The organism is Blautia sp. 210820-DFI.6.14, assembly GCF_020558815.1.
GTDB classification, from domain to species: Bacteria; Bacillota; Clostridia; order Lachnospirales; family Lachnospiraceae; genus Blautia_A; species Blautia_A obeum.
Window position 1 is genome coordinate 23,488 of sequence record NZ_JAJCKS010000023.1, and the last position, 14,059, is coordinate 37,546.

The 14,059-nt window shown below is 43.1% G+C and carries 12 protein-coding genes; 1 reads left to right on the forward strand and 11 read right to left on the reverse strand.

The window, feature by feature from the left end; all coding sequences use genetic code 11:
- Nucleotides 1-4: 4 nt before the first annotated feature.
- Nucleotides 5-151, reverse strand: coding sequence for a hypothetical protein (locus LI112_RS13995; protein ID WP_022213332.1), 147 nt, complete (start codon nucleotides 149-151; stop codon nucleotides 5-7).
- Between the two features lie 11 nt (nucleotides 152-162).
- A complete protein-coding gene (locus tag LI112_RS14000; RefSeq protein ID WP_173908674.1) occupies nucleotides 163-1,332 on the reverse strand; it encodes a uroporphyrinogen decarboxylase family protein in 1,170 nt (389 codons plus the stop codon).
- A gap of 157 nt (nucleotides 1,333-1,489) precedes the next feature.
- Between LI112_RS14000 and LI112_RS14005 the strand changes: the two genes are divergently transcribed.
- Nucleotides 1,490-2,134 (forward strand): TetR/AcrR family transcriptional regulator, encoded by a 645-nt coding sequence (locus LI112_RS14005; protein ID WP_173908676.1) that lies wholly within the window; start codon nucleotides 1,490-1,492, stop codon nucleotides 2,132-2,134.
- Nucleotides 2,135-2,213: 79 nt separating this feature from the next.
- Here the strand turns inward: LI112_RS14005 and LI112_RS14010 are convergent, their stop codons facing one another.
- The 9 genes from LI112_RS14010 to LI112_RS14050 all read right to left on the reverse strand — a co-directional run bounded on the left by LI112_RS14010 (nucleotide 2,214) and on the right by LI112_RS14050 (nucleotide 14,057).
- Entirely contained in the window at nucleotides 2,214-2,813 is a 600-nt protein-coding gene (locus LI112_RS14010; protein WP_173908678.1) for a 50S ribosomal protein L25, read from the reverse strand.
- 224 nt (nucleotides 2,814-3,037) lie between these two features.
- A complete protein-coding gene (locus tag LI112_RS14015; RefSeq protein WP_173908680.1) occupies nucleotides 3,038-4,501 on the reverse strand; it encodes a uracil-xanthine permease family protein in 1,464 nt (487 codons plus the stop codon).
- Nucleotides 4,502-4,745: 244 nt separating this feature from the next.
- Nucleotides 4,746-5,915 (reverse strand): cation diffusion facilitator family transporter, encoded by a 1,170-nt coding sequence (locus tag LI112_RS14020; protein WP_022387952.1) that lies wholly within the window; start codon nucleotides 5,913-5,915, stop codon nucleotides 4,746-4,748.
- Nucleotides 5,916-5,976: 61 nt separating this feature from the next.
- Entirely contained in the window at nucleotides 5,977-8,622 is a 2,646-nt protein-coding gene (locus LI112_RS14025) for a calcium-translocating P-type ATPase, PMCA-type (protein ID WP_227190912.1), read from the reverse strand.
- Nucleotides 8,623-8,901: 279 nt separating this feature from the next.
- Entirely contained in the window at nucleotides 8,902-10,545 is a 1,644-nt protein-coding gene (hcp, locus tag LI112_RS14030) for a hydroxylamine reductase (protein WP_055056892.1), read from the reverse strand.
- Between the two features lie 190 nt (nucleotides 10,546-10,735).
- Complete coding sequence (gene truA / locus LI112_RS14035) at nucleotides 10,736-11,476, reverse strand: tRNA pseudouridine(38-40) synthase TruA (RefSeq protein WP_044925733.1); 741 nt, start codon at nucleotides 11,474-11,476, stop codon at nucleotides 10,736-10,738.
- Nucleotides 11,477-11,537: 61 nt separating this feature from the next.
- Nucleotides 11,538-12,341, reverse strand: a complete 804-nt coding sequence (locus LI112_RS14040; protein WP_005425301.1) for an energy-coupling factor transporter transmembrane protein EcfT — start codon at nucleotides 12,339-12,341, stop codon at nucleotides 11,538-11,540.
- Nucleotides 12,334-13,221 (reverse strand): energy-coupling factor transporter ATPase, encoded by an 888-nt coding sequence (locus tag LI112_RS14045; RefSeq protein WP_005425300.1) that lies wholly within the window; start codon nucleotides 13,219-13,221, stop codon nucleotides 12,334-12,336. The genes LI112_RS14040 and LI112_RS14045 overlap by 8 nt, the downstream gene beginning before the upstream one ends.
- Entirely contained in the window at nucleotides 13,212-14,057 is an 846-nt protein-coding gene (locus LI112_RS14050; protein WP_005425299.1) for an energy-coupling factor transporter ATPase, read from the reverse strand. Before LI112_RS14050 ends, LI112_RS14045 begins: the two co-directional genes overlap by 10 nt.
- Between the last annotated feature and the right edge of the window lie 2 nt (nucleotides 14,058-14,059).

Sequence of the window (14,059 nt, forward strand, 5' to 3'; positions counted from 1 at the left end):
CTTTTTATAAATATAAAAGTTCCCAGGTATAAGTTCCCATCAGCCAGAAACGCAGTTCTTTTGGAAGCTCCCACTCTTCATCAGCGAGAAGTTCATTTACGATATCCTGTAAATATTCCTGATTGGTCTGTTCTTTTTTCTCTTCACTCATGACGAACCTCCTTATTTCTGTGTCCTGCTCAATGAATACTCATGAGCAAAATTATAGGCATCGATCAGATTCTGATTTACATCACCCGGCGCGATCCATGCTTTGTCTGTACAGAACAGGAAACCGTCGCCCGGCTGACACGCATCAATAATCTTCTTTACATCATCTTTGATCTTTTCCGGACTGTCTGTTCTGACAGAAGCCATCTTCAGACCGCCCTCAATGATCTGGTAATCACCAAGCACTTCTTTTGCCTTGATGATATCATCATCGTCAATATGAAGAATACAGCTGTCCTTCGGAACTTCCTTAAAGCATTCCCATACATTCTCCCAGCGACCTTCCAGCATGATCCATACCTTCGTTCCGGCTGCTGCAGCACGCTCAATCCAGAATTTTTCATATGGCCAGTAAAGCTCATAGAACTGCTTCGGGCTTAAATAAGGTGCAATATGTGTCATGTGGCATGCATATGGGAACGGTGCCGGTGTACCCTGAAGTTTCGGCAGGTTATAAGTCTCCCACAGTCTGTCGCAGGCAGCCTTTACTTTGTCCGGCTGACGTCGAAGATCTGTCAGTGTTCCCTTGAATCCACGTAAATAATCAAATAAAGTGTCTACTGGATTTGAAAATACATCCGCGAAATTACAAATTCCAGTAATACCATATTTTTCTGCCAGGACCTTATCTGTCATCCCAAACAGAACACCCATGGCATAAGCTTTGTCCGCAGCAATAGCTTTGATCGTCTTTTTCGCATATTCGCGATCTTCAAACAGTTTTGGATATTTTCTTGGAAGAAGTACATTTGCAACAAATCCAAATGGATCTTCGATCAGCTGATCGTACTCTCCGCGCTCCATCTGTGGCATTTGTACATGTTCCGGAGTGACTCCGTCCGGTCCGAATTTGTTCTGTACCGGTTCGATGATATCGGAGATAGCTGGTGTAAACAAAGTTCCTGAGAATGTATTCGCATCTCCCCACATAACTCCAAATACATCTGTCATGGCATTAACATATGCATTTGCATCACCGATCACATCGGTCACTTTCTGTCCTGTCCAGGCAACTTCCGCGCAGCTGGAAGCCAGCATTGTCGGAACGTAATCAGCGCCCTGCCGATTCAGTGCCTTCATCAGATTGCTTTTTTTCTGTTCAAGTAAATTTTTCTCTGGCATTTCGCACCTCCGTAATAGAAACACCTTTCTTTTTGCTACACCTATATTTTATTCAACTTGCATATTTTTTTCAATTATGTTAAGATAATTTTATCATTTTTGAACAATAGCGGAAACTGTTCAAATTTTGTTTATCGTCAAATTGGAGGGATTTGAATTGGCAGACAAAAAATACGAAACGGGAATCGAAACCCGAAAACTAATCCTTGCGGAATGCAGAAAATTATTTCTGGATAATGGCTTTCATGAAACCAGTTATAATGATATCTGCAAGGCAGCTCATGTAAACCGTGGATCGATCTATTATCACTTCAAGCAAAAAGATATGATCCGATATGAAATATTGTGGGAAATCTATACGGACAACAAGCGGACTGCCGAACAGTATACTTCTGTTTCATCCCATCAGTATGTCTTTGCTTTGTATCTGATGTGGCGGCAGATCCTGACCGACCCGAAGCTTGGACGTTTTCTGACAGATTACTACACGGACTATCCTGTCTATGTACCCCAGAAAGATCTTCCTGTCTTTATCACGACGCTTTACCGAAACAGCCTTGATGAGCTTCTCCCCATTTCGGATGTGGACGAATTTACCATGGCTTCTATGTACGGTTACATCGGTGTGATTTCTCAAATGGTCAAAGCAGCACCGGAACGTTTCTCGCTGAATACCCTGTTCTGGCAGGTTTTGCAGTGCTGTTTCCATATTCTGTGTATTCCTGAAGAAAGAACCCGGGAACTTTGTGAAGATCTGAAGCAGTGTATTGTAAATTTTTGCGAAAACAATACCTCTGCATAAAAAATTCCTCCTGTGAACCAACTCTACAGGAGGAATCTTTTATCTTATTTTATTATATAGGTGTAAGTCTCTGAGGAATTTATTTGGCTTCTTCTGCTTCTGCATCCTCAGCTGTTTCTGTTTCCGGTACAGCTCCGTTATGAACTGCTACAACTGTCAGTACAACAGCTTCCGGATCATCTTTGATGTCAACATCTTTGTCTTTGGCAAGACTCAGGTCTTTGACACGTACTGTATCGCCAACTTTAAGTCCGGCTACATCTACTTCTACTTTGTCAACCAGTGCTGACGGATAAGCTCTGTAATTTACTTCTTCCATGTTCTCCTGAAGAACACCGTCTGCTACTTTGTCATGGTTTATAATTACTATCTCAGCAACAGAATGTACTTTTTCATTGCTTACCAGTGCCTGGAAATCAATCTCATCAACTCTGCCTGCCAGTGGGTTGAAATCAACCTCTTTGATCAGTGCATCATATGTCTGACCATCTACTTCCAACATAACCTGACTTCCTTTGTGGTCAGTTTTTAACAGTTTGTCAACCTCGGTCTTCAGCATTTTTACTGGGATAGAACCTTCAATCTCACGACCAAATACATTACCTGTAACGTATCCTTCTCTTCTCAGTCTTTTTGCCTTAACGTCCATGCTTCTTTTTTCAGCTTTTAAAGTATTCATTTGTCTTTTCCTCCAAAAATCTGATGCTTAGCAGCCTTCAACTTTGTTTTGTGAAAGGAGGTTTTGTTAAGTTCTGTTTACTTTTTACGGTTAGAAGTATAGCACTGAGTGTCAAAACAGATTAACCAAATATCAAGTTTTTTCAGCAGAAATTTTGTTGATATTTCAAAATTGTATACATAATATAAAAATCTCAGACTTTTTTATATTTTTTCCTGTTCTATTTACTTTCCTTTACTTTCCTTTTCTTTCTTCTCCGCCAATATCTCTTCTGCCATCTCAACTTCCGTCTTTTCATCCTTCGGCAGAATGATATTCAGAATGATCGCAAACAATGCTGCCGGCACGATACCTGAACCACCGAAGATCAGATTAATGCTTTCCGGAAGCTGTGCAAGAACTGCAGAGTTAGAGCCAAGTCCGTATCCCACACCAAGTGCTACAGAAACGATCGTTACATTTCTTGGAGACAGTGGCCATTTTGTAATAAGCTGAATACCACTGATTACGATAGATGAGAACATCATAACTGCTGCTCCACCCAGAACACTCTGTGGCATGATGGAAATCAGTGCCGCAAGTTTCGGGAATAAGCCACATGCGATCAGGAAAATCCCACCAATACCAATCGAATAACGGTTTACGACTTTATTCATGGCAACCAGACCTACATTCTGGCTGAAAGAAGTATTCGGAAGAACGCCAAATACTGCTGCAAGTGAAGAACCAAGTCCGTCACACATAACGCCACCGGAAAGTTCCTTATCAGTAGCTTCTCTTCCAAGTCCACCTTCTGTGATACCGGAAATATCACCAACCGTCTCTACTGCTGTAACCACAAACATAATGCAGATCGGCACGATCGCTTTCGCATCAAACACCCATTTGACCGGCATGATCTTTGGAATTGCAAACCAGGATGCATCTGCCACTTTGCTCCAGTTGATAACCCATGATTTTGTCGCTTCGATCGTAGCGCCGGTCTCATCTACATAGGTAAATGTTGTTGGAAGGACCATCGCCATAACAGATACGAGAACATATCCAACAATGATACCAAGCAGAATGGAAGAAAAACTGGTAAATCCTTTAGTTCCATGTTTCAGTGCAATAATTACAACCAAAACTACCGTACCTACAAAAAGGTTCTCCAGTGAACCATAATCTGGTGCGGTATTTCCGCCACCAAAAGAACCGATACCAACAGAAATCAGTGAAAGACCGATTGACAATACAACTGTACCGGTTACTACTGCCGGGAAAAATTTACGCAATGGCTTCAGGAATCCGCCAAGCACTGTTTCAAACAGACCACCAATAAAAGAAGCTGCCAGAATTGCTCCATAACCAGCCACACCACTTCCCATGGTTACTGCCACGCTTCTACAGACTCCGATAAATCCGGAACTGGTTCCCATAACAATCGGTAATTTACCTCCAACCGGTCCGATCGTATAAATCTGGATCAGTGTTACAATTCCCGCAATCAGCATAGCATTCTGAAGAAGTGCTACCTGAAGTTCGCTTCCTGACTCAATGCCACAAACTCCTGTAATGATCAGAAGCGGTGTCAGGTTTCCGACAAACATTGCCAGAACATGCTGCAGGCCAAGCGGAATTGCCAGCTTCAATGGCGGTTTTCCATCAAGATCATATGGCGTTGCAGTGTTTTTTTCTTTTGTTTCCATCCTCTTTCCTCTCTTTCAATTCTCTTACCGGGCTTTTACTTTTCACGTTATTGGAACATTCCGGAATTATTTATTCATAACATGAAAAAGGAAACAACAGTTACTTCTTCTTTGAAGCTCTCTGCTATTTCCTTTGAAGGTGCGATTATACCGTTCTACGCACTGAATATTGCCACGATTAATTTATTATACCAAATCCATATGACCTGTCAAACTAAAACTTTTTGTATTGTCATCAATATTTTTAATAGTATTCATGATCAATCTGAATGACAGCGAAATATTTACTCCCCGGCAGTTCATGAATCCTTTCTTTCAGCCAGTTCACGATTTCATTATCTGTATAAGATGTTTTTCTCGGTACCTCCACATCAAAGATCAGATTCGTTCTGGTCGATCCCTTCACCATGCGGAAATCATGCATACTGAACGATTCATCCAGAAAATGTACCATCTCCTCAACTTTTGCCTTCATCGCAAGGACCTCTTTGTCATCGGTTACGATCGGATCCATATGAATCGTTGCCGAACAGTGCAGTTTTTCCTGCAGTTCATGTTCAATATGATCGATCTGTTCATGAATATCCTGAATATCTCCATTCACATCCACTTCAGCATGAAGTGAGATCATTACACGCCCCGGCCCATAATCATGCACGATCAGATCATGCACGCCATGTACCATTGAATGTCCCAGCACGATTTCCTTAACCTCATCGATAAACTCCTGTTTCGGCGGCTGACCAAGAAGAAGATCTATGGTTTCCTTCAGCGTAGAGCCTCCGGTATAAAGAATAAACAATCCTACCAGAATACCAAACCATCCATCAAGAAGTAATCCCGTATATTTACTGATCAGTGTTGCGATCAGAACCAGCGTTGTTGCAACTGTATCACTCAGGCTGTCCACTGATGTTGCCTTCATCGCTGCACTTTCTATCTTTTTGCTTAAGGAATGATTGTAAAAAAACATGTACAGCTTTACAAGAATCGATGCGATCAGAATGCCGAATACCAGTGCACTGCTCTCAATCGGTTCCGGACTTCGCAGTTTGCCGATGGAGGACCCGATCAGTTCAAATCCCATGACAAGAATTGCAACGGACACCAGAAGACCGGAAATATATTCCATTCTTCCATGTCCAAATGGATGCTCCGGATCCGGTTCCTGTCCGGAAAGCCGAAAGCCGATCAACGTGATGATCGACGATCCGGCATCTGAAAGGTTGTTGAATGCGTCTGCAGTAATTGCAATCGAACCACTGATCGTACCGGCAAGCCATTTTCCAAAGAACAGCAAAATATTCAGTCCGATTCCTACTGCCCCGCTTAATACTCCGTATGCCTGCCTTACCGATGGTTCTTTATAATTTTTACTGTCCTTGATAAAAAGTGATGCCATAAAAGTGATCATACACATTCCCTCCAAATGATCTGCCACTGTCTGCTATATGTGTCACTATTCACAGTAATCTTTATTTACGTACAAACAGCCGCTTCACTGCTTTGATGCCTTCATTCAGAATAATAACTGTGAAAGCAGTCAGAAGCATTTTGCCCCACATTGCTGCGGAAAGCGGAACTGTTTCAAATACTGCTGCCCCAAACTGCGTGATGATTCCCTGAAGGATCAATACCAGAAGGAACACACCAAGCATCAGCTTGTTCTTCAGAAGATTTTTAAACATTGGTGTGTCATCCAGTTCACGGCAGTTGAATGCATTGAACAACTGGAACAATACAAACAGTGTAAATAATACGGTTGCTTCTTCCTCAGGTGCTGCACCAAGGAAGTTTTTGAAATGCTGTAGCATGAAGATCACAGAAATAAAAATTCCGTTTACAAAGATGCGAAGCAGCATTTTTTTAGAAATAATATTTTCGTTTCTTCTGGTCGGTTTATGTTTCAGAAGATCCGGACGAATCGGCTCCAGACCAAGTGTCAGTGCCGGCGGTCCATCCATGATGATGTTGATCCACAGAAGTTCGAGTGCGGTAAACGGCGCACTGAAACCGGCAAGGATCGAACAGATAACAACTACTACAGAAGAAACATTAACGGTCAGCTGGAACTGAATAAAACGTTTGAAATTCTCATAGATTCCACGTCCCCACTGCACCGCTTTGATGATTGTAGAGAAAGAATCATCCAGAAGTACCATATCACTGGCTTCCTTTGTAACATCTGTTCCGGCGATACCCATGGAAATGCCGACATCTGCATGTTTGATAGCCGGTGCATCATTGATTCCGTCACCGGTAACCGCAACAACATTTCCCTGCTCCTTGAGAAGTTTGACAACTCTCATCTTGACAAGCGGCGTACTTCTTGCAATTACCTGAATCTTTTTCAAAGCTTCCTTAAGTTCTTCATCTGTCAGCTTTTCGATATCAGCAGCCTCTACTGCGATATGATCATCATCCAGCATATGCAGCTCATTGGCAATTGCTCTTGCTGTACGAATGTTATCACCTGTCAGCATTTTTACTTCAATTCCTGCACTGCGACAGTTTCGGATGGATTCATATACATCCGGACCCAGTGGATCAGAGATTACCACAAAACCATCGTAGATCAGTCCCTGTTCTACCTCATCCTGCTCCTCATCGTTATACTGACCTTCCAGCTCTTTATGTGCAAATGCAAGCAGACGGCCTGCTTTGTTCTGGAATTCTTCCATCAGATGGAAATTCTTTTCTTTTTCTTCTTCGGAAATGCCAGTACAGAGAGAAATGATCTTTTCCGGATTTCCTTTGACATACAAAATCTCTTTGCCATTTTCACGAACGATCGTACTCATGTCCTTGTTCTGAGATGAGAACGGGAATACACGGACAATATCGGCCGCCTGACGAAGTTCCTGATAATCCACGCCTGCTTTTGCAGCCGCTGCAAGCAGAGAACCTTCTGTCGGATTTCCGATAAAGGACCAGCTTCCGTCTTCTTCAGAAATATTGGCATTGCTGTTGATACAGTAGTTCTTAAGAAGCATCTCATCTTTTAACTGCTCCGGATCGATCAGCTCGCCACCTGTGTAGATTTTCTGAACAGTCATCCTGTTCTCAGTCAGTGTACCGGTCTTATCTGAACAGATGATATTGACACATCCAATCGTCTCGCATGCGATCATTTTTTTGACCAGTGCATTTTCCTTTGACATCTTGATAATATTCAATGCCAGGGAAACTGCCACAATCGTTGGAAGTCCTTCCGGAACAGCCGCTACGATCAGGACAATACTGGTGATAAATGCATCTGATACTGTGTCCAGATTAAGCTGTCCGTTCATTACAAACTGAAGGACCTCTATTGCAAAAACAATTGCTGCCGCAGAAGCACCAAGAACCGTGATCTGTTTGCCAAGTTTATCAAGTTTTTCCTGCAGCGGAGTCGTTGTTTTTTCAATAGAAGAAAGTTCCTGTGCGATCTGGCCAAACTCTGTATCGTTTCCTACACCGGTAACCAGCATCTGTCCATTTCCTGCTGAAACAAAGCATCCTGAATACAGCATATTGGCACGTTCCGCAACTGGTGTGCTCTTCTGACAGACAAATTCCGCATCTTTTTTGACCGGAAGACTTTCTCCCGTCAGTGCGGATTCATCTACGGAAAGATCATTGCTTGAAAAGAGTCGTCCATCTGCAACAATCTTATCACCGGTCTCGATCATGATGATATCACCCACAACAATCTCTTTCTGTGTGATCAGCTGTGGCTCACCGTTACGGATAACCTTGATCAGTGTATCCTCATTAATTTTATTTAATGCTTCAAATGCTTTTGCACTTTTTCCTTCTGTGATGATCGTGATCACAACAGACAGTGCGATTGCAGCAAAGATGCCAACACACTCCAGGAAATTATACTCTCCGCCTGTAAAATATCTGCTGATGTTGACTGCCAATGTAATGATCGCGGCAAAAATCAGCATAACCAACATCGGTTCTGTGGATGCATCCCAAATTCTTTTTGCCAGAGATTCATGACTCTGACGGACAAAAGAGTTTGTGCCGTAGGTGCTGCGGGATTTCTCTACCTGTTCCGGATTCAGACCTTTTGCACTGTCTGTACCGGTCTTTGCAAGGAGTTCCTCCCGAGACATCATAAATGCATCTTTCATTTTGTCTCCTCCTGTTTTCTTTGAGATTTGTGTGGCTTTATTATTCTTCGTACATACAAAAATGAGACTACATGTACAGCAAACAAAACGTTACTTTTACAGTAACTTTGCCATACATGAGTCTCGTTATTTAAGACAAGCCAGACCAGCGGTCAGGATGTTGACTTGCCACGCTGTGCGCCACTACTCCCTCATATAGATATATATGATTGATTCCTGTTGATTTAATCATATACAGGTGCGGTTAGTCAAGGGAAACATCATCTGATTCAAAATTTCTTATCCGATCAGATTTTTCAAATCCTCTTCCACGGTTCCAATTCCGCTGATTCCAAAGTTATCCACCAGAATCTTGGCAACTTTCGGGGAGAGGAATGCCGGCAATGTCGGTCCCAGATGAATATTTTTCACGCCAAGGGAAAGCAGCGCCAGAAGCACGATCACGGCTTTCTGTTCATACCACGCAATGTTATACACGATTGGAAGTTCATTGATATCATTCAGCTCAAAAACTTCTTTTAATTTCAGTGCGATCACTGCCAGAGAATAGGAATCGTTGCACTGTCCAGCATCAAGGACTCTCGGAATTCCACCGATATCCCCCAGATCCAGCTTATTATATTTATATTTTGCACAGCCGGCAGTCAGGATCACGGTATCTTTTGGCAATCCTTTGGCAAAATCCGTGTAATAGTTTCGGGATTTTGCACGTCCATCACATCCTGCCATAACAACAAACTTACGAATTGCTCCGGATTTGACTGCTTCCACAATCTTATCTGCAAGGGCAAGTACCTGTGCATGTGCAAATCCTCCCACAATCTCACCATGCTCGATTTCTTCCGGCGCCGGACATTTCTTTGCCTGTTCGATAATCGCAGAAAAATCTTTTTCTTCTCCGATAGCACCTGGAATATGGGTGCATCCCGGATAGGAAGCTGCTCCTGTCGTGTACATACGATCCTTGTAGCTGTCCTTTGGCGGCACGATACAGTTTGTCGTCATCAGAATCGGACCGTGGAAACGCTCAAATTCTTCTTTCTGTTTCCACCATGCATTTCCATAGTTTCCGATAAAGTTCGGATACTTCTTGAAGGCTGGATAGTAATGTGCCGGAAGCATCTCCGAATGTGTGTAAACATCCACACCTGTCCCCTGTGTCTGTTCCAGAAGCATCTCCAGATCACGAAGATCATGCCCGGAAACAAGGATTCCTGGATTTTTTCCAACCCCAATGTTGACTTTTGTGATCTCCGGATTTCCATAAGTCTCTGTATTGGCTTTGTCCAGAAGTTCCATCACCTTCACACCGTAACTTCCGGTCTCCAGTGTCAGTGCAGTCAGTTGATCTGCACTCAGGGAATCATCCAGAGTCGCTACAAGTGCCCTCTGCAGAAATGCGTCAATCTCCACATCTGTATGTGCAAGTGCCGCTGCATGTTTTGCATAAGCAGCCAGTCCTTTCAGCCCGTAAGTGATCAGTTCACGAAGGCTGCGGATATCTTCATTCTCTGTAGAAAGAATTCCCACGCGAGAAGCTTTTGCTTCAAAATCCGCTTCCGTTCCTTTCCAGAGTGCTGCTTCCGGAAGTACTTCTCGATTTTCCACTTTCCGGATCAATTCTTCTTTTGTCGCCAATGTATTTTTAATTCGTTCAATGATAGAATCTTTATCAAAATTCGCATTGGTGATCGTCGTAAACAGATTCACTATGATCATTTCATTTACATAGGCCTCAATCTCTTTTCCATCGAAACGAAGCTCCGTAGTCACTGCGCTTAATCCTTTTGTCACATAAACAAGAAGATCCTGCATTGCTGCTACATCCGGCTTCTTGCCACATACCCCTGATACTGTACATCCACTGCATCCTGCTGTTTCCTGACATTGAAAACAAAACATTTTATTTTCTTTATTTCCCATGGTTAAACCTCCTTATTGCGTTAACGTATATTCTATTTTCTTTGCAAATCTAATATAATATACATTCCACCATAAAGATGTGGTTATAACCACGGATTGATATGATTCTACAAAATGAAATAAAAGAATTTTCCATAAAAAAAGACAGAACCTTAAGCCCTGCCTTGTTTATATGCATTCATTTAAATTTTTAATCAAAAAACTCAATTCCCATCAGTGTCAGTCCATGTGCGGGTGCAGTCGGTCCGGAAACCGAACGGTCACAGGCATCCAGGATCTTCTTTACACGTTCCGGCGGATACTGGCCATTTCCAACCTGAATCAGTGTTCCAGCAATGATGCGCACCATGTTATAAAGGAATCCCTCACCTTTGACACGGATTGTTACGATATCACCATCGCGCCAGATATCGATTCCCGTCAATGTACGGACCGTAGATTTCACCTGTGCTCCTGTTCCACAGAAGCTCGCAAAATCATGACGTCCGATCAGATAGGAGGTCGCCTCTCGCATCTTGTCCACATCCAGCTTATAATGATAGAAATAGGAATACAGACGTTCCGTCGGAACCGGAAATTTACGGTTCAGAATGCGATATTCATATGTTTTCTCGCTGTCACAGTATCTTGGATGAAAATCCGGCTCCACTTCTTCTGACAACTGGATCCGGATATCCTCCGGCAGTCTCTGGTTCAGTGCATAGGAAATCTTTTCGCCTGGAATGCGTGTATTCGTATCAAACACTGCTACATTTCCAAGTGCGTGTACTCCTGCATCTGTACGGCTTGCACCCATGATCTCAATCTTTTCCCCCAAAAGATCTGTCAATGCATCATTGAGTACACCCTGAATGGTAATTCCATTCGGCTGAATCTGCCAGCCACTGTAATTCGTTCCATCATAGGCGACTACAAGTCCAACTCTTTTCATGTTTCCCTCCATTTATGGTAAAAATGGTTCTCGCCCTTACAGCAAGAACCATCTATTCTTCTTATAACCCGGCTACACGAAATCCAATTGCTACCGCAAGATATGCAAACAGAATCAGGTATGCAATGTGATCTCTCTTTTTGTATTTCAACGGTTTCATCTGCGTACGATTATCTCCACCATGATAACAGCGGGCTTCCATCGCCATCGCCAGATCATTGGCACGACGGAAGGCTGAAATAAACAGTGGCACCAGCAATGGAACCATGTTTTTGACTTTCTGGATCAGATTTCCATTTTCGAAATCCGCACCACGGGCAATCTGTGCTTTCATGATCTTATCCGTCTCTTCGAGAAGAATCGGTATAAAGCGAAGCGCAATCGACATCATCATCGCAATCTCATGTACCGGAACATGAATCTTGTTTAATGGACGGAGACTTTTTTCCAGACCATCGGTCAGCTGGTTTGGTGTCGTTGTCAATGTCATCAGCGAAGAACCAATTACCAGATAAACCAGTCGGATTGCCATACGGACTGCCATGGAAAGTCCTTCCTTTGTAATCTTAAAGATTCCAAAACTCACAAGTGCTTCCCCTGGTGTCAGGAATATATTAAACACCATCGTGATCAGCAGGATCATAAAGATGGCTTTCAGTCCCTTAAAGATAAACTTCACCGGAACCGTGGAAATCAGGATCATTCCTGCAAGGAACACCGTCGCTACCGCATAACCGGCAATTGAGTGAAACAAAAATACAGAAATGATAAAAACCAGTGTCCCAAAAAGTTTTGTTCTAGGATCCAATTTGTGGATCACAGACTTCGCAGGATAGTACTGTCCAATCGTAATATCTCTAATCATTCTGGACTCCTCCTTTCAGCAAGGATGAGTTCATTTCCCGAAGTGCATGCAAAATATCCTGCTTCGCTTCTTCCACCGTTGTATCTGCTGGATCTACAGGAAGTCCTTTTTCTTTCAGGGCATGCATAATATAGGTAATCTGAGGAGCTGCCAGCCCCATCTCTTCAAGTTCTTTATAATGTGCGAATACCTTTTTCGGTATATCGTCAAAAGCAATCTTTCCGTGATTGACTACGATCAGGCGTTCCACATATTTGGCTACATCTTCCATGCTGTGTGATACCAGAATGATCGTAATGCCGCGGACTTTGTGAAGTTCTGCAATCTGATCCAGGATCTCATCTCTTCCCTTTGGATCCAGACCAGCTGTCGGCTCATCCAGAATCAGGATCTTCGGATTCATTGCTAGAACTCCGGCAATCGCAACACGCTTTTTCTGTCCTCCGGACAGATCAAATGGAGATTTTTTGAAATTTTTTTCTTTGAACCCAACCTGAAGAAGTGCTTTCTTCGCCTCTTCTTCCGCTTCTTCTCTGCTCTTTCCCTGATTCATCGGTCCAAAGCAGACATCCGAAAGCACGTCACTTTCAAAAAGCTGATGCTCCGGATACTGAAACACCAGACCGACTTCACTTCGAAGTGCGCGTCGATTATAGTTCTCTGCCCATACATCTTCACCATTGTAAGATACTGTTCCTGAAGTCGGCTGGATCAGTGCATTCAGATGCTGGATCAGTGTGGATTTTCCACTGCCTGTATGTCCGATCACACCAATAAACTGCCCATCCGGAATATTCAGATTGATATCCTTTAATGCATGAATCTCATAGGAAGTTCCAGGACTGTATGTGTATGTTACATTTTTTAATTCTATTGACATAAGGCATTTACCAACTCTTCCGTAGTAAGAATTCCATCCGGAATATCCACTCCGGACTGTTTCAGTTCATGTGCCAGCAAAGTTACCTGTGGCACATCCAGGCGATATTTTTTCAAGGTCTCTACCTGAGAAAAAATTTCTTTCGGTGTTCCTTCCATCACTACATGACCGTCATCCATAACCACAACCCGGTCTGCATCAATGACTTCCTCCATGTAATGTGTGATCAGAACGACCGTAACATTTTCCTGCCGGTTCAGCTGATGAACTGCCTCCAGAACTTCTTTTCGTCCATTCGGATCCAACATGGCAGTCGGCTCATCCAGAACGATACACTGTGGGCGCATCGCCATTACTCCGGCGATCGCAACCCGCTGCTTCTGACCTCCGGACAGTTTGTTCGGTGAATGATGACGATAGGCCGTCATTCCTGTTTTTGCAAGACTCTCATCCACACGTTTCCAGATATCACCGGTAGATATCCCCATATTTTCCGGTCCGAATCCCACATCTTCCTCCACTACAGTTCCGATGATCTGGTTATCCGGATTCTGAAATACCATTCCGGCTTTCTGGCGTACTTTCCAGAGTTCCGACTCTTTCGATGTATCGATTCCATCAATCCAGATCGTACCTTCTGTCGGAAGCAGCAGTGCATTGATATGCTTTGCAAAAGTAGATTTACCAGAACCATTATGACCCAGTACTGCTACAAATTCACCTGCCTGAATGTCCAAATCCACACCATCAACTGCTCTCTGCGTAGCTTCTACATTTCCGTCCTCGTCATATCTTAAATAGTCAAATGCAAGTTTTGCCGCTTTGATGATTCCCATCT